Annotated in this window: 27 protein-coding genes; 8 read left to right on the forward strand and 19 right to left on the reverse strand. The window is 40.6% G+C overall.

The annotated features are described in order from the left end of the window. The first annotated feature begins 268 nt into the window (after nucleotides 1-268). Together C2M25_RS04615 and C2M25_RS04620 are read left to right on the forward strand one after the other, a co-directional pair. Nucleotides 269-619 carry a DUF3693 domain-containing protein gene (locus C2M25_RS04615; RefSeq protein ID WP_105180539.1) on the forward strand — a complete coding sequence of 117 codons (351 nt, stop codon included), beginning with the start codon at nucleotides 269-271 and terminating at the stop codon, nucleotides 617-619. 235 nt (nucleotides 620-854) lie between these two features. Then, the gene (locus C2M25_RS04620; protein ID WP_105180540.1) at nucleotides 855-1,370 is read left to right on the forward strand and encodes a DUF3653 domain-containing protein; all 516 of its coding nucleotides are present in this window, start codon (nucleotides 855-857) and stop codon (nucleotides 1,368-1,370) included. Between the two features lie 48 nt (nucleotides 1,371-1,418). On the opposite strand, the gene C2M25_RS21805 is transcribed toward C2M25_RS04620, so the two are convergent. From C2M25_RS21805 to C2M25_RS04685, 15 genes are all read right to left on the reverse strand, one after another. Then, a complete protein-coding gene (locus tag C2M25_RS21805; protein WP_199775148.1) occupies nucleotides 1,419-1,574 on the reverse strand; it encodes a hypothetical protein in 156 nt (51 codons plus the stop codon). Beyond that, complete coding sequence (locus C2M25_RS21810; protein WP_199775149.1) at nucleotides 1,568-1,717, reverse strand: hypothetical protein; 150 nt, start codon at nucleotides 1,715-1,717, stop codon at nucleotides 1,568-1,570. The genes C2M25_RS21805 and C2M25_RS21810 overlap by 7 nt, the downstream gene beginning before the upstream one ends. Nucleotides 1,718-1,720: 3 nt before the next feature. After that, nucleotides 1,721-2,101, reverse strand: a complete 381-nt coding sequence (locus tag C2M25_RS04625; RefSeq protein WP_105180541.1) for a hypothetical protein — start codon at nucleotides 2,099-2,101, stop codon at nucleotides 1,721-1,723. Next, complete coding sequence (locus C2M25_RS04630; RefSeq protein ID WP_105180542.1) at nucleotides 2,094-2,558, reverse strand: virion protein; 465 nt, start codon at nucleotides 2,556-2,558, stop codon at nucleotides 2,094-2,096. The genes C2M25_RS04625 and C2M25_RS04630 overlap by 8 nt, the downstream gene beginning before the upstream one ends. Further along, entirely contained in the window at nucleotides 2,558-4,054 is a 1,497-nt protein-coding gene (locus C2M25_RS04635) for a hypothetical protein (RefSeq protein ID WP_105180543.1), read from the reverse strand. Before C2M25_RS04635 ends, C2M25_RS04630 begins: the two co-directional genes overlap by 1 nt. Further along, complete coding sequence (locus C2M25_RS04640) at nucleotides 4,054-4,926, reverse strand: hypothetical protein (RefSeq protein ID WP_105180544.1); 873 nt, start codon at nucleotides 4,924-4,926, stop codon at nucleotides 4,054-4,056. The genes C2M25_RS04635 and C2M25_RS04640 overlap by 1 nt, the downstream gene beginning before the upstream one ends. Further along, nucleotides 4,926-5,279, reverse strand: coding sequence for a hypothetical protein (locus C2M25_RS04645; RefSeq protein WP_105180545.1), 354 nt, complete (start codon nucleotides 5,277-5,279; stop codon nucleotides 4,926-4,928). The genes C2M25_RS04640 and C2M25_RS04645 overlap by 1 nt, the downstream gene beginning before the upstream one ends. Before the next feature lie 2 nt (nucleotides 5,280-5,281). Then, on the reverse strand, nucleotides 5,282-5,464 hold the full coding sequence (locus C2M25_RS04650; protein ID WP_105180546.1) for a hypothetical protein: 183 nt from the start codon (nucleotides 5,462-5,464) through the stop codon (nucleotides 5,282-5,284). 115 nt (nucleotides 5,465-5,579) lie between these two features. Then, entirely contained in the window at nucleotides 5,580-5,945 is a 366-nt protein-coding gene (locus C2M25_RS04655) for a hypothetical protein (protein ID WP_234003533.1), read from the reverse strand. A gap of 12 nt (nucleotides 5,946-5,957) precedes the next feature. Further along, nucleotides 5,958-6,767, reverse strand: a complete 810-nt coding sequence (locus tag C2M25_RS04660) for a major capsid protein P2 (protein WP_105180547.1) — start codon at nucleotides 6,765-6,767, stop codon at nucleotides 5,958-5,960. 236 nt (nucleotides 6,768-7,003) lie between these two features. Further along, on the reverse strand, nucleotides 7,004-7,660 hold the full coding sequence (locus C2M25_RS04665) for an ATP-binding protein (RefSeq protein ID WP_105180548.1): 657 nt from the start codon (nucleotides 7,658-7,660) through the stop codon (nucleotides 7,004-7,006). Continuing rightward, nucleotides 7,620-8,069, reverse strand: a complete 450-nt coding sequence (locus tag C2M25_RS04670) for a hypothetical protein (protein WP_105180549.1) — start codon at nucleotides 8,067-8,069, stop codon at nucleotides 7,620-7,622. Before C2M25_RS04670 ends, C2M25_RS04665 begins: the two co-directional genes overlap by 41 nt. Then, nucleotides 8,062-8,388, reverse strand: a complete 327-nt coding sequence (locus C2M25_RS04675; protein ID WP_105180550.1) for a hypothetical protein — start codon at nucleotides 8,386-8,388, stop codon at nucleotides 8,062-8,064. The genes C2M25_RS04670 and C2M25_RS04675 overlap by 8 nt, the downstream gene beginning before the upstream one ends. After that, nucleotides 8,381-8,590 carry a hypothetical protein gene (locus tag C2M25_RS04680; RefSeq protein WP_105180551.1) on the reverse strand — a complete coding sequence of 70 codons (210 nt, stop codon included), beginning with the start codon at nucleotides 8,588-8,590 and terminating at the stop codon, nucleotides 8,381-8,383. The genes C2M25_RS04675 and C2M25_RS04680 overlap by 8 nt, the downstream gene beginning before the upstream one ends. Nucleotides 8,591-9,529: 939 nt before the next feature. Further along, a complete protein-coding gene (locus tag C2M25_RS04685; RefSeq protein ID WP_105180552.1) occupies nucleotides 9,530-9,787 on the reverse strand; it encodes a hypothetical protein in 258 nt (85 codons plus the stop codon). Between the two features lie 234 nt (nucleotides 9,788-10,021). Between C2M25_RS04685 and C2M25_RS04690 the strand changes: the two genes are divergently transcribed. Beyond that, a complete protein-coding gene (locus C2M25_RS04690; RefSeq protein WP_105180553.1) occupies nucleotides 10,022-10,300 on the forward strand; it encodes a hypothetical protein in 279 nt (92 codons plus the stop codon). A 171-nt stretch (nucleotides 10,301-10,471) separates the two neighbouring features. On the opposite strand, the gene C2M25_RS04695 is transcribed toward C2M25_RS04690, so the two are convergent. Further along, the gene (locus tag C2M25_RS04695; protein ID WP_105173362.1) at nucleotides 10,472-11,035 is read right to left on the reverse strand and encodes a YSC84-related protein; all 564 of its coding nucleotides are present in this window, start codon (nucleotides 11,033-11,035) and stop codon (nucleotides 10,472-10,474) included. A 134-nt stretch (nucleotides 11,036-11,169) separates the two neighbouring features. Between C2M25_RS04695 and C2M25_RS04700 the strand changes: the two genes are divergently transcribed. Together C2M25_RS04700 and C2M25_RS04705 are read left to right on the forward strand one after the other, a co-directional pair. Continuing rightward, the gene (locus tag C2M25_RS04700) at nucleotides 11,170-12,381 is read left to right on the forward strand and encodes a tyrosine-type recombinase/integrase (protein ID WP_105180554.1); all 1,212 of its coding nucleotides are present in this window, start codon (nucleotides 11,170-11,172) and stop codon (nucleotides 12,379-12,381) included. Next, complete coding sequence (locus C2M25_RS04705; protein WP_105180555.1) at nucleotides 12,381-13,568, forward strand: cation:proton antiporter; 1,188 nt, start codon at nucleotides 12,381-12,383, stop codon at nucleotides 13,566-13,568. Before C2M25_RS04700 ends, C2M25_RS04705 begins: the two co-directional genes overlap by 1 nt. Before the next feature lie 36 nt (nucleotides 13,569-13,604). Here C2M25_RS04705 and ydiJ read toward each other — a convergent pair whose 3' ends face one another. Beyond that, entirely contained in the window at nucleotides 13,605-16,649 is a 3,045-nt protein-coding gene (gene ydiJ, locus C2M25_RS04710; RefSeq protein WP_105180556.1) for a D-2-hydroxyglutarate dehydrogenase YdiJ, read from the reverse strand. A gap of 148 nt (nucleotides 16,650-16,797) precedes the next feature. Here ydiJ and C2M25_RS04715 point away from each other — a divergent pair, with 148 nt between their 5' ends. Continuing rightward, on the forward strand, nucleotides 16,798-17,007 hold the full coding sequence (locus C2M25_RS04715; RefSeq protein WP_063703756.1) for a PGPGW domain-containing protein: 210 nt from the start codon (nucleotides 16,798-16,800) through the stop codon (nucleotides 17,005-17,007). A gap of 392 nt (nucleotides 17,008-17,399) precedes the next feature. Here the strand turns inward: C2M25_RS04715 and ppsA are convergent, their stop codons facing one another. Continuing rightward, the gene (gene ppsA, locus C2M25_RS04725) at nucleotides 17,400-19,775 is read right to left on the reverse strand and encodes a phosphoenolpyruvate synthase (protein WP_063703758.1); all 2,376 of its coding nucleotides are present in this window, start codon (nucleotides 19,773-19,775) and stop codon (nucleotides 17,400-17,402) included. Between the two features lie 152 nt (nucleotides 19,776-19,927). Here ppsA and ppsR point away from each other — a divergent pair, with 152 nt between their 5' ends. Then, nucleotides 19,928-20,737, forward strand: coding sequence for a posphoenolpyruvate synthetase regulatory kinase/phosphorylase PpsR (gene ppsR / locus C2M25_RS04730; RefSeq protein ID WP_063703760.1), 810 nt, complete (start codon nucleotides 19,928-19,930; stop codon nucleotides 20,735-20,737). A gap of 64 nt (nucleotides 20,738-20,801) precedes the next feature. On the opposite strand, the gene C2M25_RS04735 is transcribed toward ppsR, so the two are convergent. Beyond that, on the reverse strand, nucleotides 20,802-22,151 hold the full coding sequence (locus C2M25_RS04735; protein ID WP_054563102.1) for a class II 3-deoxy-7-phosphoheptulonate synthase: 1,350 nt from the start codon (nucleotides 22,149-22,151) through the stop codon (nucleotides 20,802-20,804). Between the two features lie 434 nt (nucleotides 22,152-22,585). Here C2M25_RS04735 and C2M25_RS04740 point away from each other — a divergent pair, with 434 nt between their 5' ends. Continuing rightward, complete coding sequence (locus C2M25_RS04740) at nucleotides 22,586-23,461, forward strand: DNA replication terminus site-binding protein (RefSeq protein ID WP_105180557.1); 876 nt, start codon at nucleotides 22,586-22,588, stop codon at nucleotides 23,459-23,461. Nucleotides 23,462-23,507: the final 46 nt, after the last annotated feature.

The raw sequence follows: 23,507 nt of genomic DNA on the forward strand, positions 1-23,507 counted from the left end.
AAGGTTCTCCACTTGCATAGTCTATGCAAAAAGCCATAGCTTCAGCGCGTGACGAATACATAAGCGGGTGTTCAATTTTATTGAAACCTAGCGCGTATTCTTCAATGCCAGCTATGTATTGGAGGTAGAATTTCAAACCGGAATCCTTGTTAAAAATACTATTTGTCAAAATTGACAATTTGACGCAGTGTAATTGTCATCTTTGACAATTGTCAACTTTTTATTTATCAGGATTTAAAGTTATAATGAAAAAAGTGAGGAGAACGCTATGAACTTTAGTTACGAACTAATTGAAAAGTATAAAATTTTTAAAGGTTATACTCAGGACAAACAAGTTGTTTCAGATTTTTCTGAATTCAACTCTGGAAACCTAACTCAGATAAAACAAGGCAAGCGCCATTTAACCGCTAACCAATGTATTAACCTTGCTAATATCGTAGGTATGGATCAAAAAGAAGCTTTACTAAAACTTGCTATCGAAAAATCAAAATCGAAGGAAGAAGGTAAAATTTGGTCTGATATTGTAAAAAAGATTAGCGCTGCGTGTATTGCGGGAATCCTTGCAGCTGCGAGTCTAACTGGTCAAGTAGTGACCCCGCATTTGCGGTATCGTAGATAGCCCATAAATTACGTTATGTTAAATACCGTTATTTTGTCGCTTTTCAGGCCACTATTACAGTTCAGGCAAAATAACCCCTCAAAGCCTTGTTTTTATAACTTTTCATTTTTTTCGATCTTTTTTCAAAAAAAAGGATCTTTTTTTCAAATTTTATTTTTCTGTTCCCCGTTATGGGCGTTTTTTCCTGAAAAAATGAATGTTGGATTAACAAAATCGAACATTCAAAGGAGTAAAAATGACCGATTTTAAAACTACACTGCGTAAAGCTGGCTTCGTAAATGGCAATGGTATGTTAGATAGAAAAGCCGCAATTGAGTATTTAGACGCATCTGAGCGAACGCTGGAGCGTTGGATCAAAACCAATAACCCGTGTAAACGTGCCCTGAAATTATTAGAACAAAAAATTGCAGGTGGCATTATCCAGGCTGGCCGCTGGAAAGGCTTTTACATTTGCCCTAACGGTTATTTATGGACACCTGCAGGACGCCGTTTTGAGCCTAATTATTTAGAGCGCGTTTGGATCCTCCAGCAAAGCACCCGCTTTAAAGATTCAACCATCGTTAACCTACGTGCTGAAATTGACCATTTGAAAAGCCTGGTTAACTCTCGAGAGCGTATAAAAGAGATGGGCGAAGAATTAATTGATATATCCTCAAACTGGAATGATATTGTAGTTAAGCATTTACAAAAACAAATGAACGAGGAAGCCAAGGAACTAGAGCAAGTAACCCCACTTAGAAAAGCACAATAAAAAAAGCCCTGGTGATTTATGCCAGGGCTTTTTCCTTTAGGAGTCCGATTACTTTAGCGCATCACTTAAGGCGCTGACAAGTTCATTGTCTAAGTCGTTTTCTGTTTTACTTGCTAGGTGTTTGGCCGTTGCAAGGCAAACACGCTTTAAAAACGCTTCTGTGAGTAGTTTTACGGCTAAGTATTTACCGACGGTTGCTAACATAGTTTTTCCTCCAGCTTTTTAATACGCTCGTCTTGTTTGTTGATGATGACTTTCAGCCAGTTAATGTCATTTTTTAACGTGGCTACAGTGGCAATAAAGCCCCCTACTTGTACGCCTATAACGATAAGTGTGTTTGTATCCATGTGTTACCCCTTAAGCGCGGTTGCTATGCTGCCAGCGTTAACGATGCCGCCAATTAAGGGGATGTAAGGCGCCTTGAGTTGCAATGTGCTATCGAATATCTGTTCGATGTATTCTTCGTGGTCATCGTGGGCCAAATACATTCCCTTAAGCCAGGTCTTATTTTTCACTCGGTGATTGTGATCTAACTTATCAGGGTTTAAATAAAAACCAGGGTTCGGGTATTTGATGTAATTACTGCCATTGACTGCAAACTGTATTTCGGCCAATGCAGCGGCTACCGGCCTTGTCACTTTGCTTACAGCTTCGTCTGTTTTACGGTAGAAATACATCGCAGCTGCGGCCAGCAATAACCACTTAAAGTTGGTGTTTAGGAATTTACCCATAAAACCCCCACTCAAAGCCCTGGCGTATTTTATCCAGGCTAAACGGTTGTGAACCATTTTCCATGTGTATCATGGCCGCTAATACTTGCGGGTAGTCTGACCTAGTTAAATGCTGATTCGCTTGTATGCCTGTTTTGTTACTCACAAAATTGATGTAGTTTTGTGTGTCGTTTTCAGACGGTGGCGCCCAGCGTGAAATAATGCCGGCAATGGTGGTTAGCTGGTATTTCGTGGCGTAAGTGCGCAGTATGCGCCCTGCTGCTCTTAAGCCATGTTCAACGCTTTCAAAGATAACAAAGCGGCCATCATCCCCCGCTTTGCCTTCCCAGGCAGTGCCGTTTTCTTCAATGTTAAGGGGATTGTTATTGCGTAAGCCTTTAGATTTAGCCATATACAGCACTCCAGATAGCAAAATAATAGTAACGAACGTTAAGGTGATCATCGTGTTTTGAGACATTAGAATGACTCCTTAAACACACGGAATACCGCTTTCGGTGTGCTTGTATCTGCTACCATTTCAAAGCGCAACATCGAGCGGTTACCGTCTTGGTTTTCCGTAAACACAAACAACCCCAAGCCACTTGCTATTGATTGTGATGTTTTAGGGTCAAGCACTTCACTGTTAAATGGAAATTCAAGTGTTGCCGATGCAAGCATGTCAGTTGACTGGTATATACCATCACTTTTCATGTAAATCAGCGTGTTGTCATCCAAGTACATCATTGATGCGTACAAGGTGCTTGCTAGGTCGGTTTTTGTGTCGCGCTCTATTAAATGCGCTTTGCTGGACTCATCATTACCTGAATGAAAAACCACATACTCGTTATGATAAATCGGGTCAATGTTCTTAATTGGCTGGTCTGTTGTAATAATATGCTCATATGTATCGGTGAGAATATCACCGCGATAAAGAGCTTTACCAATAACCAACCAGAACTCGCCTGTAACTTGGTCGTGAAACATTTCATCAATTCGCAGTGACGAGCTGCCCGCGTTAATTGAAACTGGATATTGATTCACTTCGTTTGTGAGCATATTTATAACTGTCACGTCAGCCCGACCCGTACCACTGTCTTGTGAGCCAGAAATATACAGCTTTACACCATCAAACATACTACAACGCTGGGATAAGCCGTCAGGTGCTGAGTATTCGGCCATACTAAGCACATTGCCGCTGGAATCAATCTTAGCAATGCGAATATACCCGCCTGTAACATTGGTTTTCATAACTGCATACATATCGCCGTTATACATGAAAGGCGCACCAATAAAGTTACCCGCAACACCACTAAAGTAAATTTTGTTTAGCTGGCCATTAACGAGGTTGTAAATACCTGTGTTTGAATTTTGTGTGTATCCACCATGTATATAAATAAGGGATTCATTAATTTTTCTCGCTGAATTGTTGCTATAAGCAATCCCTGTTTGCTCTATAACAGTTGGATTCTCAACAAGGGCTTTAAATGATTTTGGTTGATTGATAAAAGCGCTCAATGGCGAAGCGCTATCATGCACATACGGAGTATCAGGTAACACGCGTATCCCGTTAAAATTATCAACACCCTCTCCGCCTACCCAAAACTCAGATTCGGATAAAATCGTAACTTTAGATTGGCTTGGGTCATAAGGTAATATCTGCTGAGACTCGCCATAGTGCTCTGTTAAAAACGACTGTGATCGACTTGCTTTAGTACTAAGCGCATCATAATTGAGCTTGTGTTTAGATACCCAGATTTCAATTTTCTGCTCTATGTCTGAGGTTAGTGTTAACTTGTCGAACTGCTCAACGGCTGCAAGCTCAAACCCTGCTTTAGCATCTGTCGTTACAACTTCGCTGCCGCTGCGTGTCGCTGTTAAACGCAACGTATCCTCGCAACTCATAAGTTTAATAAATTGGCCGACCTGGTTAATTTCAACGGGCCAGTTTGGTTTTAAGGTTTTACGTAAAAGCATTATCGTTTCCCCATTGTGATCGCCAGGGCAAAAATACCCGCCATACCCGCAACAACCCATATCATGGTTTTGTTAGTATCTTTAGCTAGTTGGCTGTCATCGCTTCGGCTCATATCGTCTACAAACTGGAGCGCTTGCTCACTGGCAAGTAAGGTTTGTTTGCTTGCATCGGCATATGCTTGGGCTGTGCCTGTGGCAAAATCACGGGCTAAGTCGCTGCTGTTATTGGCTGTAAAATAGGCCAATTCAGATACCCGGTCATTACTATCGCCAATGGCATCAAGCGAACTTAACAGTGCATTATTTGCAAATGCGGTGTTTGTTTGGTGCATAGACTCAGACAGGCCAGCGACGTCACGGGCCAACTCGCTGTTTGCTTCGATAGAGGTTTCAGCCAAATAGTTTTGGGCCATAATGCTATCTGATGCCAGATTGCTATTTAGCGCTAACGCATCTGAACCAAATGCCAGGGCATCACTGCCCATTGATGTCACGCTGTCTAACGCATCTTGACCAAAACCGAAGCCAGCACGCACGATATCACCGTATTGGCCTGTCACTTCCTCAGCAAAGCCTAAGCTGTCGCTGTTTACATCACGGGCATAATTAAACGCATCACTGGTGACATTCTCGGTCATGATGTTGTTTTGATACGTCATATCGTTGGCAGCATTAAACGCCTGAGTGACGTTATCGGCCAAGTTACCGCCAATAGTCACTAAACCATCTATTAACCCGTGGTCTGTTTGCTGTATGTTGTAGGTGTTCCCATTGCCTACCGTCATATAACCCGTATTATCACCTTGAACGCCCAAAGACGTGCTGGTGTTATTGGTTTGTTGGCGGCTGTCTGAACTGGATTTACTACCCATTATAAAACCATCCTATAAACAAAATGGCCGCTGGTGTCGGTCATTTCATAGTTAAAATTGAAAGCGCGTAAATAGCGCTGTAGGGCTTTTCGTTTGGTATGAAATACAATTGATGGGGCGTTTAGCGTCTTTGCTATACGGACAATGTGAGGGGCTATTTTAAGTAAGTTTTGACCCTCAGCGCACACAACACATAAGCCGTCATCATCCAGGCGAAGCACACAGTAGCAGTTTTGGAACTCAACAAGTAAAGCCTGGCTTAGGTCTATTTGTCGCTTAATTTCAGCGTAATCATTGAGGTTTCCAGCTGCTGTTTTGATGTTTTCCAGTTCGCTACTGTGTGCGATACGCATTGTTATTTCTTAAGTAAGAACAAGGCCACTAAGGCCACGGCGCCGATAATCAGCAATTGATTATTGTTGCTAGAGCCAAAGTTAATATTGCCACCTTGAAAGCCAACACTCGCGGCCTGGTCTCCAGTGCCGGAGCTTGCCGCACTGGAATTGCTCATACCGCCGCCACTTGTTAATGGCCCCATTACTCACCCCCGAAGTGCTTACGGTAAAGTGAACGGCCAACCTCGGCCACTAACGCACCAACAGCGGCCACAGCCACGCCATACGCAAAGTACTTAAAGCTTTTTGGATTCTGCATTAGCTACGCCCCTTAAGGATTAGCCCAAGTACCAGCAAGCCACCAAACGCCATGATCACGTTTTTTTGTGGGAAGCCAAACACCATGGTTTCAGTTTGCTGGTTACTGTTCGCCTGGGGAATTTGTTGATCCACTAAACGCGCTGCACCGTTCTTAAGCTCTGGCGTACTGCTGTACTCCATACGGCCTTGACCTGTGCTGTTTTTAGCGGCTTTAATGGCTTCATATTGACCGTAGCTGGCAACAGCATCAGACAAAAACCCGCCCATATCACCCCAAATAGAGCTAGTTGGTTGTGCCGCACCAACAGGCAAAATGTTACTGCCTATTGCTGCACCTGTGGCGCCTATCATGTTAGGTAACATATAGCCCCCTTATTAGAAGTTTGATTTTGCGTAATCTGCAAAGTAATACACGATAACTTCCGCTTGGCCCTCAGTGTCTGAGTCAATACGTAAACGCATATCACGAATAGCCTGGTCAATCTTCAACGTGCCGTACATATCGCCCTCAAGCATGAAATCAATCAAATACTCGTCAACACGCGGGCTACGGCCATGCTGTTGTAAGATGTGGTTGTGTAATGCCAGCGGAATGTTTTCACGCCACTTAACGTTATCAACTAAGAACTCCGCACCTGTAACACCTGGCGCCTTAATGATAATTTGCGCAATGTGCGCACCAACTGGACGTGGAATGTTTTCCATTTCAGTCGTACCAACAACCAGGTTCTTAAAGAACGAACGGCGTTTGAACAACCAACCAGGCATAGCGGCATCTGATTTTTCTGCATAAGCTTCTAACGCTGGAGCTTCCGCAGCGGCATCAATATCAAATTTGATTTGAACAGTTGATAAACCTGCGGTACCCAACGCAAAGAATCGTTGCTCAACAAGTTGAGGGCCTTGCGCACTCTTTAACTCGTCACGTACAAAGTGGAATGTTGCATAGTCGTTTAACGTTTCACGTTTAAACATGTTGTTTTCATTAAGCAGCGCTTGCAACGTTTTGTACTCGGTTAACAGCTTGCCGTTTAGCTCAATACGAATATTTTTAAGCTGTGCAGCTGTCACACCTGAATACTTAAGGTGAATTTTGTCGTATGTCAGGCCAACGGGAACGTCTAATGAAACAGTGTTACCAGCTTCAACGCCTGTAATACTTGGTAGTTTTGAAATATTGCGCATTGACGTCTCCTAGTTAATTAAGTTTTTAACAGGACGCAGTACGCGAACTTTGTTGATAACAGCAAAAGCGGCTAACGTGATACCAACGGTGATCAAACGATTTTTAGTTAACATGTGCGGCTCCAAATGTAGTTGCACGGAATGGAGTCTGTAACCTAAAGGGGAATAAAAAAGGCCGTATTAGCTTTACTTATAGCGAATACGGCCTGTAAATTTTTTTTGGTTGGTAGCTTTAGCTAAAATTTAATCGTTTCCAGCTTGGCCGCTTCGGTTCCTTTGCGTATCCAATACTGAATTTGTTTACGATCAATATTCACAATTGATTTAAGTTCTTGCACTGATACATCCATTTCCTTAGCCATATAGTTATAACTGGCGGACGTTTTAAGCGCCCCGCACCAGGTAAACTCAACTTGGTTAAGTATGGTTTTATCTGACTCCTGTGGCCGCTGTGTAATGGCGCAAAGCCTAGCCCCATACTTACGTACTTTACGGCATAGCTCACCCCAATTAGGCGGCGCTTTACCAATGCGGGTAACATCGGCTATTTCATCGGCTAAAATATCCATTGGCGCCGCTTGGTGACAAATAGCAAATACCAGGGCGGCCCATTTCTCAAAGTTTTCTTCTGTTGGCCTAACCGTTAACGCACAACGAATTGGCCCAAATCCTGATTTTTTTACCAGCTTTTCGAATGCGGCCATCGAGCGCACCCGGGGGAGTTTGTAATCTTCATCAGGGTCCCAAGCAACAATACGAGGCTGTTTAAAGTCCACCGTTTTACGTAAAAACGCTGATTTACCGCTACCACTGGCGCCCACTATCAGCATATTTCGGTTAGGTAAACTGGCATCATGGCGTTTTAGCAGTTGTTGCTTCGGCGGTTTCTTCATTGTCGCTTTGCTCCTCTAGTTCCTGGCTTATACTAATATCGGTCATAATGCGTGGGGCAAATATCCCAACAGATACAGCGCCTAATGCCCAAAGTGGTGACATTTCAACATCAGGCATGGCTTCATCAATACAATGGCTTAGTTCTCGCGCTTCATCTTCGCGCAATTCCCAGTGTGGACCACGCCTTGCTGCAAGGTAGTTAGTGCCAAACACAATCATGGTAGAAAGGAGATCACCAGGGTTAATTTTCGGCTTTTCCTTCGAGCCATCCTCTGCAAGGATCTGTTTGGTAATATCTGGGCTGTCATCATCCCCAAAAACATCAAAGTTAGGCGTACCTAAGCGATTGGCAATATCATCAATTTGCTGCTCTGGCACCTCGTTTTCTAATTCGTCGTTGCTACTCATCGTCATCTCCAAAAATGGCATCTAATAAACCTGATTTACGCTTGCTTTGCTTTTCTGCAACTTTGGTTTGTTCTTCCCGGGCAACCTCAGCAGCTTCGTGTGCGGCTTCGTCAATTTCTACGCCATTAAGTGGGCGCATGTTGTCACGAATGAATTTTTGCCCTCCCGGGAGTGTGCATTGAATTGTGCCGCAAGGGCCATGTGGGCCATCCATGCAGCGGTAATATAAACGGGCTGAACGGCTTGCTTGCTCGTGTACGGTTGCTTCGGTACTGCCGCAATGAGGGCATGTGATTTTGCCTAGAACTGCTTTACCCATGTGAGCGCTCCCTCTGTAGCTGATCAACATCATGACGCAGGGCGATTACTTCCTTGATAAGCAATACGGATAACTTACGCTGTGCTTTAGCCAATGCCAGGGCTTTAGGTTTAACACTTAACGCGCTAGCGGCTTCGACTTCTTTTTCAAGCAATACAACTTGTTCAACTTGGGAATGTATTTTACTAATAGATTCAGACATTTAACTTTAACCACCTGTTTTTTAACGAAAAAAACGAAATTTGTGGATAAGTGGACAAAAGCCGCTTCGCGCCTTGTTGCCAACTTACCGCACAATACAATAAGCCGTGGATATGTGGACAAAAGCCGCTCCGCGTCTTGTTGACGCACATACCGCACCGCCCAATAAAGTTTTCTTTGCTTTTTTATCAAATCAGGCCAGTTTTTTTTTGCGCCCTAAAGGGCGCGGGTAATGTTGCCCTTGCAGGGCCTTGCTCCTCACTTACGCCCCGCGGTTGTATGGGCCGCAATAAAGAGCCATTGCAGCCCAGGAAAATGATGGCCCCTGCGGGGCTTTTCACCTGGGGAAAATGCGCGCCCTAAAAGGGCTGAGGACTCTTTACCCACTTGCTGCACCTCGCTGCGCTTCGGGTGCAGCAAGCCCCTTGCAAACCGCTATAAGATTAACCGAACTCAATCGGTACTTATGCTAATTGCAATGTAGGCGCCACACCCAAAGCCGCTTTAGGGGCTTATCAGTACACACTGGCTCAGTGCGCACTGGTAAGCCGTTGCTTCGGATGGCGGTTTGCCCTGGTAAACAAACCGCAAGAGTGACTATTCAAGCGCTTTCAACCTATGCGCCCCTGATACCCCTGCTCACTCTCATAGCGTTGGCCGTATTCCTAACGGTGATTATGCGCAAGGTTGCGAGCCTTGTATTACCCCAGTTGGGCGCCTGTCCTAGCCGTTGCCGCTATCGCTTCGTACAGGTAGGGTTGTTGGTATTGTTCCCGTGGTAACCCTATTGGGACACTCAGGCCCCACGACTACGGCACACTTAAACCACAAAACACTATGATCCAATTTAAGCGCTAAAGCCCCGTAACCGTTTATTTAACGAGTGTGTTTATAGCTAAAGCTACCGTAATAGCTTTAGCTATAAACACAAAAACCAGCACTAGGCTGGTTTATGTAATAGGTTAAGGGCTTTAGCTTCTGATTTTAGCTTTAGATACTCCTGGGGCAAGACTTGAAACGAGCCGCAATATTCACCATTGCGTATCCCATAAATTAATTCGACGTCATCTACAAAGTGAAGCTTTTCAAAATACACAGCAGCACCGCCATGTGAAGAAATAATGCCTGTATTTAGGTTAAGGAAAATTTTTGTGCCAAAAGCCGTTTCTAAGCTTAAATTTTTTGATATGTCTGTCATCGCTTCTAATCCATTCAGGGACGTTTAAGTTAGCCATTCATGTCAAATTAAGAGAACGGGGCTAAACTAAAGAATGCGACCCCCTCAGCCGCCCCGCTGACCTGAATGACACCTCTCTCGAGGTATTTTTATAGTATCCGCAATGTCGACTAAGTCAACATCGTGACTACCTTGAAATACGCTGTAATTAGATTATTTTATGCTTCTGCATCTGCGGCCTGAATGAGAAAAGTTATGAAAATACGCAATTCAATCGAACTACTAGATTGGTTTAAAGCCACTGTGGATATTGAGTCTGACTATATGACGGCCAAGCTACTAGGCATATCAAAACAAGCTGTATCTAAAATTAGAGTTGGAAACCGTGAATTTAGCGAGGATAACGCATTGATGATCGCAACAATCGGTAAACATCCCGACCCCTTTAAAGTTGTGGCCGCTATTGAGGTCGCAAAGGCTGAAAAAGCAGGTGACGAAGAAAGAGCTAAATTATGGCGCCAATATGTCGCCTAAGTCATTTGTACCCCCGTCATATTGGCGGGGAAAAAATATACAAACCCTTAAGTCACAAGACCTAGATAGACGCTCATTACCTACCAGAAATGTTATGTTAAATCATGTAAAATAATTAAAAGTGGGAGTTAGGTTGCTAACTAGCCCACTTTTAGAAGGGTTTTAAATTGCTTAATTTAGCTCAGAATCGACCCAAAACTTGGTGCCTTTGAGTACGGCTTGTAGTGCAAGGCCATTTTCGGTTAAAGAATAAACGGTTACTTGGTCGGCAATTGCTTCAGCAACTAAAGCACCACCTTTATCTTCATATTTTGCCGCTGCATCAGCGTTTCCACCGAATGCCCATCCGTGTTCAATAAAGCGATTTACTGCCGCTTGATTATGAAAAACCATCACAACATTAAAGTCTTTAACACCTAAACCTAGGCCCAAACCTGCTTCACCCATATTCATATAAGTTGATTTACCGGTTAAGTTATTTTTTACTACACCATAACCACCACCAAAACTGGCTAAAACAACATTGACGTTGGCATTATCAAAAACCGCGTAACCGGCAGAGTTTGCTATTTGTTGTTTAACATCTGGTTTTTGTGCATAAAGCTTACTTAATGTATTATTTTTCATGCTTTGCACTAAAGCACGTTTTTCATCGGGTGATGCACTACCTGTAGTAGCGCAACCGGTTAAAATTGTCGTGATCAAAACTAAACTAATAGCGATATACTTTTTCATACATATTCCTTGAATATTAGTATGGCAATCTAGTAAATGTTGCAAATACTAAAGATATCTTAAGTCCAATACTAGACAGTATCGGACTTTATGGTAATCTTATAACTAGTTATTTTACAAGAAATTACATCATTATGCTCGTTGCTCTCGTCGATACACTAAAACAACTGCGTTACCAAATTGCCCATCTTGAAGATGATACTCTTGTAACAGAATATCCAGAACTTGATAACTTTATACATCACGTTGGATTGACTGTTGCTGAATCAAAAAATGACTTAGTTTTTCTTTATCAGTTTTTGTATGTGTATGGCCGAAAATCAGAAGCCACATTTAATCGTTTTCGAAATGAGCTTGAGCGTTTTTGTTTATGGTCGTGGTTGGTTGCTGAAAAATCGGTATTTGATCTAAAACGTGACGATATTGAAGCTTATGTTGATTTTATGGTTGAACCAGATTCAGCCTGGTTATCAAATTCAGTGCAATGGCGTTATAAAGATGAACAAGGGATAAGACGACTAAATACAAATTGGCGCCCTTTCATTAATAAAGAAAATATTGCTAGCCAACAAACACTCGCTGCTATGTTTACAGCACTCAATGTTTTTTATAAGTTCGCAATTTTAGAAGAAAAAACATTTGCTAACTTTGTACCCGTTGTTAAAAAGAATAGCCCTTACTTAGTGGTGCAATCGCAAATCAAAATCCCCGATACACTCAGTGATATTCAATGGGAATATGTTTTTGGTGTTACTCGGGATTTATGTGAACAACAACCTGATTTAGAAAGAAATTTATTCACTCTTGCTTGCTTAAAAGGGTTGTACTTACGAATATCTGAGTTATCAGAACGACCTCAGTGGTCACCCGTTATGTCACATTTTTGGCAAGATAATGATGGCTTTTGGTTTTTAAGAATAATGGGGAAAGGTAATAAATTACGTGATGTTACTTTAAGCGAAGATTTTATCACGTATCTAAAACGTTACAGACTTTACCGTGGTCTACCTGCCCTGCCCCGCGTTGATGAAGCTGAACCGCTTGTTCACAAAATTCGTGGTAAAGGGGGAATGACTGTTCGACAAATTCGCCGTTTAGTACAGCAAAGTTTTGATTTAGCAAAACAATCATTATTAGATGACGGCTTTAAAGATGATGCGGAACAACTTGAAGCAGCCACTGCTCACTGGCTAAGACATACCGGTGCAACACACGATGCGCAAACAAGACCTCTTAAGCATTTATCTGAAGATTTAGGTCATGCAAAAATTGCTACGACAGATCAAATTTATATTCAAACTAATATAAAAGAACGCGCAAAGTCTGGAATAAAAAGGAAAATCTAATGGAATATACAATACTTGCATTAGTCGGTTTAGCTTTATTGTTTTACTCACTGACGATTCGGCAATTAGAGAGAACTGAAATTACCGGGCCAATGTTTTTTGTGTTGGTCGGAATTGCAATGTCTTACTTTTTACCAAGTGAGTTCAAATTAGGCGAAGCCGGACTCAGCGACATTTTACCTTTGGTTGAACTCACACTCAGTATTTTTTTATTCACCGATGCAGCAAAATCAAAACTTCCTGTATTAAAACATAGTTATCAGTACCCTAGCCTATTACTTTTTGTCGCTTTACCAATGACATTATTGTTAGGTGTGGCCGGTGCTTTATTTTTCTTTTCTGAATTGTCACTTTTTCAATCTGCTTTGATTGCGGTGATCTTAACGCCAACTGATGCCGCGCTTAGTAAGGGAATTTTAGAATGCACATCGGTTCCAGAAAAAGTTCGCGAAGGAATAAATACAGAAAGTGGTTTGAACGATGGCCTTTGCGTACCGATTTTTTTAGTTTTACTTTTATTAGCTCAAAATCCAGAAAGTGCTGTAACTACCGTTGATACTCTACTTGTTTTTGCAAGAGAGTTAGGAGTAGCACTTGTTATTGCAGGCGTGTCGATGGCCGTCTTTATTCCACTTTTAAAAATTGCATTAGCACGCCATTACTTTGCAAATAATAGCAGTCCATTTTTATTGATTGGTTTAGTCATGGCCATTTTCTCTTTAACACAAAATTTTCATGGCAGTGGTTTTATTGCTGTTTTTGTAGCTGGACTTTTATTTGATTACTTAGCACCTAAAAAAATTCGTTCTACATTAGTTAAAGATTCTGAACATATCGCTGAATTCGTTGCGCTACTGATTTGGTGTTTATTCGGTTTTGTATGTGGTCACTTAATTGTGAATGATATTACCTGGCCAATTGTTTTTTATGCGGTATTAAGTGTGACGATTTTTAGAATTGTGCCGGTACTACTTTCACTCATGTTTACTAATCTAAATTTCAAAGACAAATTTACATTTGCTTGGTTTGGTCCACGAGGTTTGGCGTCTATTGTTTTCACATTAATGGTGATGGATACAGCAATTACAAACAAAGAGCAAATTGCCACCGTAACATTAACAACCATTTTATTTAGTGTGTTTATTCATGGCATGAGTACCAAGCCCATCGCAAAAAGTTACCAATAAAAAAGGCGCGTTAAGCGCCTTTTTATTTTTTAAAACTTACAGTAGCTCTGCAATTAATTGCAGTGGATGCTTTGGCTTAAATTTTTCATAGCGTTTCACTTGGCTACGACAAGAAAACCCAGTTGCTAAAATAGTTTCAGGCTCATTATTAGAAATAATTGGTTGCCAACTCATTTCATAAAGTGCGCGTGAATTTTCTTGGTTTTGTTTTTCATGGCCATAGGTTCCGGCCATACCACAACAACCTGTACTAGTCGTATCTAGTTGTAAATTTAAATCAGCAAAAATAGTTTGCCAAACTTTAGATGCATTTGGCATAGCTGTTGTTTCAGTACAATGACTTAACAATTTAAATGGCGAATTCGATTTTGTGGCAAGAGTAACCTGTTTGAAGTCTTGCGTTTGAAGCCATTCATGCGCAAGTTCAACTTTAAAATCTCCACGGTTCTCTTTTAAAATTGACACATATTCATCTCGGTAACACATAACCAAAGATGCATCGAGCCCAACTAAAGGTGCATTGATTTCACTGAGTGAATTTAAAAACTCAGCTGCATTTTTTGCTGTTGTTTTAAATTCATTTAAAAACCCTTTTACATGCTGTGCTTTACCATTAGGTTTAAATGGTAATAACATTGCTTTTTTGCCTAACGCTTTAATGACTTTAATAAAGCTTTCGACTAATTCGGCTTCGTAAAAACTCGTAAATGGATCTTGAACTATCAATACATATTCAGCTTGTTGTTCTTTGGAAAGTGAATTTAGTAATTCAAAATTGAATTGTTGATCTTTAGAAATACGTTTTGAAAGTTGCGGTACGCTTAAACTTGGTGTATCAACATAACCAATAGTATTTTTAATTAAACCTGAAACAAGTTTTGTATTTACTATTGGATTTACCACTTTAGCAAATTTTGCCATCACCGGCGCAGTTTGTTCGATGCCTGCTACTAAGTAATCTTTTGCTGGGCGTGCATAATAACTATGGTAGAAATTTAAAAAGCGTGAACGGAATGTTGGTACGTCAACTTTAATTGGGCATGCAGTTGTACATGCTTTACAAGCTAAACATTCGTCCATTGATTCTTTCACTTCATGAGAGAAATCATAAACGCCTTTTTTCTTATCGCGACTATGTTGATAGCGCTCCCACCAAGTGATTACTTCACCATTGATCAATTCTTTTTCAACATTGAGTAAATCAATATTTTCAGACTCTTGAAGTCGTAACCATTCGCGCATTAAACTCGCGCGACCTTTTGGTGAATATCGGCGGTCACCTGTTACTTTATAAGACGGACACATTGGTGATTTTTCATCGTAGTTAAAACACAGACCATTACCATTACAGGTCATCGCGTTATTAAATTCTGTTTTAACATCGATAGAAATTTCTTTGTCGAACCAGGCTCGCTTTTGATCGTCAACAGAAACGAGTGAGTCTTTACTTTCAATTGGCGTACAGATTTTGCCAGGGTTTACTCTGTTATTTGGATCAAATGCCGCTTTAATTTTTCGAAGTTGTGTAAATAAATGCTCGCCAAAAAATTCAGGGCCATATTCACTTCGATATCCTTTGCCGTGCTCACCCCACATTAAGCCGCCATATTTGGCAGTCAATTTAACGACTTCATCTGAAATATGACGAAGTAATTTTTCTTGCTCAGGGTCACACATATCTAAAGCAGGTCTTACGTGTAATACGCCAGCATCAACATGACCAAACATACCATATTGAAGATTGTGGTTATCGAGAAGTTCGCGAAACTCAACAATGAAATCTGCTAAGTTTTCTGGAGGTACAGCTGTATCTTCAGCAAAAGCTAATGGTTTTTGATTGCCTTTTACATTCCCTAAAAGACCCACTGACTTTTTACGCATTGCATAAATTTTTAAAATATCAGCCTTGTCATTCGTTAACTGATAACCGATCACGCCATTAGTTTGCTTTGCAACACATTCATCAAGTAACTTACAAAGAGTGTCTACTTTGTCTTTTATGTCTTCTGGTGAAACCGCATTAAACTCAACCATGTTGAGCCCTTGCATATCTTTGTTTTCAACATCGGTTATTAAGTCCGATACTGAATGCCAAATGATATCTTCACGAGCAAGGTTAAGCACTTTACTGTCGACTGTTTCTACCGAAGTTGCATTTGCTGCGACTAGAAAGGGTGAATGACGAAGTGCAGAATCAAAGCTATCGTATTTAATGTTAATTAAAGTCTTAAATTCTGCAATGGGCGTAATGTTAAGTTTCGCTTCTGTAACAATACCTAAAGAACCTTCGGAGCCAGTAATTAATCGGCTCATATCAAAGGTTTGTAAATCATCAGAAAAAATATGTTCTAAATCGTAACCGGTAAGAAAACGGTTTAAACGTGGGAATTTTTCTAAAATAGCATCACGGTTTTCAAGGCCAATATCGATAACTGTTTTATATAATTTACCTACAGTCGTGTTTTGTTCAGCAATTACTTTTGCTTTTTCAATAGGCATAGGGGTTGTTGACATTTCAGTGCCATCAACAAGATAAGTAGTAAGGCCTAAAACGTGATCACTGGTTTTGCCATAAACCAAAGAGCCTTGACCAGAGGCATCTGTATTTATCATGCCACCGATTGTTGCTCGGTTACTTGTTGATAAATCGGGGGCAAAGAAAAAACCATAAGGGCGTAAAAAGTCATTTAATTGATCTTTGATTACACCTGTCTGCACGCGTACCCAGTTTTCTTCGACATTGATTTCTAAGATTTCACGCATATAACGTGATAAATCAACAACTATACCGGGTGTTAGCGATTGGCCATTAGTACCCGTACCGCCACCGCGTGGACCAAAGGTCAGTGATAAAAACGGATCACGTGAAGCAATTTGCATAGCAAGTTGTATGTCTTTTGCAGACTTTGGAAAGATGACACCTTGAGGTACTTGTTGGTAAACGCTGTTATCGGTCGATAAACTTAAACGTGTAGAAAAGCTTGCATCGGTATCACCACTAAAACCTTGTTTTTTAATTGTTTCTAAGTAATTAGATACGAGTTCTGTGGCAGCTTGTTGTTGGCTTATTGTTGCTATCATGACGGTGATAAATTAAGGCATTTTGCAAATTATATCATGCTAATAGCTAAGATAAATTGAAGATTTTACAGTTTGTAACACTCTTTTTATCGATTTAGGGTGCAATACTTTTATACTGTGTAATAAAGCAGCAAATGGAGATAATCAGATGAAAAAAATTGCATTAATCAGTTTAGGTGCCTTGTCCATGTTATTGGGATTAGTTTTTGTCATTATTCCCGGACCGTCGTTGATCTTTTTTATTGCAGGTCTCTTCTGTTTATCTTTTTACTATCCTAAAGCGCGTGATTATTTAACCTTGTGTCAAAAAGCACTCACTAAGTCATGTGCATATATTGATAAAAAACTTGCTCGCTGATTTAAAGGGCGTGTTGTCCTTTGTAGATTAGACTTTGTTCACTCTAGGGGCGATTTTATCGCGGCGCGAGATTTGTAACCTAGTGGGCTAAGTAAAAATCGAGCAAAGCTACCGCGTCCTGCTCACGCCCCTTACCTACATCCATGTAGGTAACAAAGAGTTAATCGCCCCTAGAAAGAACCCGAAGGGCAGCGCGTGTTTGGCATTGATGCTGCGTTATCACCTATTTATGTGGAACAACCACACTACACAGGCTCTGCATTGCCAAAATACCAAACACACTGCTGCAAAATCAATCATAAAAGGACAACACGCCCTTCGAAGTAACAAAAATGCCAGCTAAGTGCTGGCATTTTTTATATTAGAATCTTTATTTTAGTTAAATAAAGTAGTTAGTCGGCTAATTTTTTAGCAAGATATAACCAAGTTTCTAATACTGTATCTGGGTTTAAAGAAACAGAATCAATGCCCTGCTCAACTAACCAAGCTGCAAAGTCTTCGTGATCTGAAGGACCTTGACCACAAATACCTACGTATTTGCCTTTTGCTTTAGCTGTTTGAATAGCCATTGATAATAGTTTCTTGATTGCAGGGTTACGCTCATCAAATAGATGGGCAATTAAACCAGAATCACGGTCAAGACCTAATGTTAACTGAGTTAAGTCGTTTGAACCGATAGAGAAACCATCGAAATACTCTAAGAACTCATCTGCTAGTAAAGCGTTTGATGGTAATTCACACATCATGATTACTTTAAGACCATTTTCGCCACGTTTAAGGCCGTGCTCTTCTAGTAATTCAATAACGCGTTTACCTTCTTCAAGTGTACGAACAAATGGGATCATGATTTCAATATTAGTCATACCCATTTCGTTGCGAACGCGTTTAATTGCTTCACACTCTAGCGCGAAACAGTCACGGAAATCTTCAGAGATATAACGTGCTGCACCACGGAAACCAATCATTGGGTTTTCTTCTTCTGGCTCATATTGCTGACCGCCAACAAGGTTTGCATATTCATTCGACTTGAAGTCAGACATACGAACAATTACACGCTCAGGTGCAAACGCACAACCTAGTGTTGCAATACCTTCAACAAGCTTAGAAATATAGAATTCAACTGGCGATTCATAACCGGCCATCATTTCTGAAATTTCAGCTTTAAGCTCATCAGATTGCGCATCAAAATTAAGAAGCGCTTTAGGGTGAACACCAATCATACGGTTGATAACGAATTCAACACGCGCTAGACCAACACCTGCATGTGGTAAGCGAGCAAAGTCAAATGCACGATCAGGGTTACCCACGTTCATCATGATTTTCATCGGTAATTCTGGCATTTCATCAACACGTGAAGTAAGTACTTCGTAATCTAAAATGCCTTCGTAGATGTAACCTGTGTCACCTTCGGCACACGAAACAGTTACATCTTGACCTGCTTTAATTAAATCAGTTGCGTTACCACAACCAACAACAGCAGGAATACCTAGTTCACGTGCAATGATTGCTGCGTGACAAGTACGGCCACCACGGTTTGTTACAATCGCGGCTGCACGTTTCATGATTGGTTCCCAATCAGGGTCAGTCATGTCAGTAACTAGGATGTCACCTTGTTGTACTTTATCCATCTCATCGATTGAATTAAGTACACGAACAGTACCTGAACCAATTTTGTGACCGATTGCACGACCTTCAACAACTACAGCACTTGTGCCGTTTAGTTGGAAACGTTCCATTACGTTTGCGTCTTCATTTGAACGAACTGTTTCTGGACGCGCTTGAACGATATAAAGTTTACCGTCGTTACCGTCTTTCGCCCATTCAATATCCATTGGACGACCATAATGTTTTTCGATAATCACAGCTTGCTTAGCAAGTTCTTGAACTTCTGCATCTGTGATTGAGAATTTGTTTGAAAGTGAAGAATCTACATCAACAATTTCAACTTGCTTACCGTGTGATTCATCCGCAGAGTAAATCATTTGGATTGCTTTTGAACCAATGTTACGGCGAACTACTGAAGGTTTACCGTTAGCAAGTGTCGGCTTGTGAACATAAAATTCATCTGGGTTTACAGCACCCTGTACAACCATTTCACCAAGACCATAGCTTGAAGTGACAAATACAACATCTTCAAAGCCAGATTCAGTATCAATACTGAACATAACACCTGAAGCTGCTTTATCTGAACGAACCATGCGTTGGATACCAGCTGATAATGCAACACCGCGGTGGTCATAACCTTGGTGAACACGGTAAGAAATAGCGCGGTCATTAAATAGTGAGGCAAACACGTGTTTAATAGCAGTCATTACTGCATCAATACCACGTACGTTTAAAAACGTTTCTTGTTGTCCTGCGAATGAAGCGTCTGGCATGTCTTCTGCTGTAGCAGATGAGCGAACCGCAAATGAAACATCTTGTGATGCGTCGCCATGTAATTGGCTATATGCGTCGCGAATGGCTTGGTCTAGGTTTGGTTGGAATGGTGTGTCGATAATCCATTGGCGGATTTCGGCACCGACTTTAGCGAGTGTATTTACATCATCCACATCCAATGTGTCTAAAATATCGTGGATTTTTGAGTTTAACCCAGATTGCTCTAGGAACTCGTTGAATGCATCAGCGGTTGTAGCGAAACCACCTGGCACTTGAACACCAGCGTTAGCTAGGTTTGAGATCATTTCACCCAGTGAAGCGTTTTTACCGCCAACACGTGGAACATCTTGCATACCAAGCTCTTGATACCAGAGAACGTATTCTTGCACGGATCTTTCTCCATAAACAAATTGTAGTACTAACTGTGAGAGTTAAGAAAGAAAACCTTCTAAAAAGGTCGTAGTCATTCTACACTGGCAACAGACCTCACGTAAACCGTGAAGCCCCTATTTTGCAGATAAAGGTAATAAAAAGGTTAATTATGAGAACTGCATTTTATATCTCTGATGGAACAGCAATCACCTCAGAAGTCTTTGGTCACGCGACCTTATCAATGTTTCCTGTGGAATTTAATCACAAAACAATTCCTTTTGTTGAAACAGAAAAAAAAGCAAATGAAGTTAAGAACTTGATTAATTCAACAGCACAACGTGATGGTGAACAGCCACTTGTGTTCTTTACATTTGTAAATCATGAACTAAGTGGAATCATAAAATCGTCGTGTGCGGTGTGTTATGACTTCTTATCACAATACAGTGATAAAATTGGCGAAGAGTTAAAAGTTGCACCTGTACCTAAGGTTCATAGAACACACTCAATGCATGAAAAAAGTTATGATTTTCGAATTGATGCGGTGAACTATGCGTTAACTAATGATGACGGCGCTAATATTAAGAACTACTCTGAAGCTGACATTATCTTAGTGGGTGTTAGCAGAAGCGGTAAAACACCAACAAGTTTATACTTGGCATTACAATATGGCATTAAAGCGGCTAATTATCCGCTTACTGAAGATGATTTAGAAAGAGGCACCCTGCCTGAATGTTTAAAAGCTTACAAGCATAAACTATTTGGGTTAACGATTGACCCTATTCGCCTTGCTGATATCCGCCAGCGTCGTATGGCTAATTCTAAATATGCGTCTCTAAAACAGTGTCGTATTGAAGTGCGTGAAGTAGAAATGCTTTATAAAAAACAAAAAATACAATATCTGAATTCTACGCATCATTCAGTAGAAGAAATTTCAGCAAAAATTATATCTGATACAGGCCTTGAACGACGTAAGTACTAACTAATTCTAGTATCGGACATTAAAAAAGGCTGCAATGTGCAGCCTTTTTTGGATAACTTAAATGTTACTTACGTGCGTCTTTTAATAAATCAGCAACTAAGAAACCAAGTTCTAAAACTTGATCTGCATTTAAACGCGGGTCGCACTGTGTGCGGTAGCGTTGCGCTAAATCTTCATCTGATAAACCATAAGCACCACCCGTACATTCAGTCACGTGCTGGCCAGTCATTTCTAGGTGAACACCACCTGGGTATGAACCTTCAGCTTTGTGAACTGCAAAGAACTGACTAATTTCACGAAGAATATTATTAAAGCTTCGTGTTTTATAACCTGAGCTCGCTTTCTCAGTATTGCCATGCATTGGATCTGAGCTCCAAATAACTTTACGGCCTTCTTGTTGTACTTTACGTACTAGTGCCGGTAGTTTCTCTGGCAGAACATCAGCGCCCATTCGTGTAATTAACGTTAAGCGACCTGGAATGTTATCTGGGTTAACGGCATCGATAAGTTTGATTAGCTCATCTGGGTCCATACCCGGGCCAACTTTCACACCGATAGGGTTTTTAATCCCTTTGAAGAATTCGATGTGGGCATGATCAAGCTGACGTGTACGCTCACCAATCCAAACAAAGTGTGCAGAACAATCGTACCAGTCACCCGATAAATGGTCACGACGTGTTAGTGCTTCTTCGTAACCTAATAATAATGCTTCGTGTGATGTAAATAAGTCAGTTTCTTTTAAGCTTGGAGCAACGGTTGAGTCGATACCACACACTTCCATAAATTCAAGCGCATCTTGAATTCTGTCTGCTAGCTGTTGATATTTCTCTTTAAGTGGATTTGCAGCAACAAAACCCATGTTCCAACGGTTTACTTGATGTAAATCGGCTAAACCACCTTGCGCGAATGCGCGTAATAAATTTAACGTTGCTGCACTGTGATGATATGCCGTCATTAAACGCTGTGGATCCGGTACTCGCGCTTGCTCAGTAAATTCAAAGTTATTGATGATATCACCACGGTACGAAGGCAGAGATACACCGTCAATTGTTTCATAATCTGATGAACGTGGCTTTGCATACTGACCAGCCATACGCGCAATTTTAACGACAGGGCATTTACCGCCATAAGTTAAAACAACGGCCATTTGTAAAAGCGTTTTAAATGTATCGCGGATATTTGCAGCATTAAAGTCACTGAATGACTCTGCACAATCACCACCCTGTAATAAAAAGGCTCTGCCTTCACATACAGCTTCTAATTGTTTGTATAAGCTACGCGTCTCTTCAGCAAATACTAAAGGTGGTGCGCTTTTTAATTGCCCTTCAACTGATTTTAGGGCTTCTTGATCTGGGTACTCTGGCTGCTGAAGTATCGGCAGTTTTCTCCAGCTGTCTGGGTTCCACGATTGCATGTTCTTTCCTCATTCCTAACATAGACCGTTAACGAAAACTAACTTATTGCACGTACTAAGTTCAAGGACAATATTCAGCTATTTATGATTATTTCGTTATTTGATAAACAGTTTCGATATTAACAATTAGAACTCCATGATTATATTGTTCTATACCAGTAAGTTACAGCTGTTTCACGATGTTTTTCGTTGATGCCCTATAAAAGAACACATCTTACTTTAATCAAGCCATAGTGTAACCTCAGCTTTACATGTATAAAACATCCTTTTTTAAGTCTACATTGATCAAATTAAAAAGTTGTACTAGCAAATACGGTAAAGAACACATCATACTATATTGAATTTGGAATTAGGTCAGCAGTGAAAAAAAATTAACTTTGAATAATCAAGTGATAAGGTTAGAATTGAATTAAATTTAAGTAAGATGTGTTCCTATGAGTTCCAAGTTAGAAATACGTAGTCAGTTTGATTTAGTAAGTGAATTAACTCATTTATTTTGTGAAGAATTAAAGGAAGTGGGTTTTCATAAGGCATCATATTATAAACTGCCAGATATCGATATAAACGACGAAAAGAAAGTTCCTTCTTCAATTAGTGTACATAAAATTGAAGGCGATGATGCTCATAAACTAATTCTAAATTCCTTTGGTGATTTTTATAAAAAGACAGGATTAAGTAGTCGAGTTTTAAAAAGACATCCAGGCTTATTAGTTTTAAAAGATGTCGATAAGCAACATTTCATTGCACGGATAAATCAGTTGAATAAAGCAAAAGCTGATTTTAAAAATAGCGTAATAGCTATCGATAATAATGATGCGCGGTTTGAAGCGGTGCACAATGCAGTTCCTAATCTCATTACACTTGCTGCATATCGTAAGATTCATTTTGAAACTGAATCGCCCTACTCTGTTCGTTTTACTTGGATGCACAAACATGCAACTAAAACGCTAACAAAAAAAATGGCTTTAGCAATGTTGGATAAATCGGCAAGTTATTCAAATCCAAGAATGATCGACCAACACTCTTGGCAAGCGCTAGTTGCACAAGAACAAAGTCGTGTTGCAAGTTTAGGTGATAAAGAAAAATTACGAATTCGCAGGCCAACAAGAGTTAGCCCACAAGTTAATGTAAGATATACCGCTCAAAACCGATATCATGTTAGTGCTGCTTTACCTTTTATTTTGATCAATCCAGAACCTGATGTAAAACTTGGTACATTAACTGATTATCAAAAACCTGAAAGCCACCCTCGTAAAAGAGAATATGATTTCTTAGTAGATAGACTTTACTTAGAACAAGTAACAGATTGATTATGTTAAAAAGGCCACATCAGTGGCCTTTTCTATATAGTAGAGA

Source organism: Pseudoalteromonas sp. T1lg21 (assembly GCF_002964625.1).
GTDB lineage: Bacteria > Pseudomonadota > Gammaproteobacteria > Enterobacterales > Alteromonadaceae > Pseudoalteromonas > Pseudoalteromonas gelatinilytica.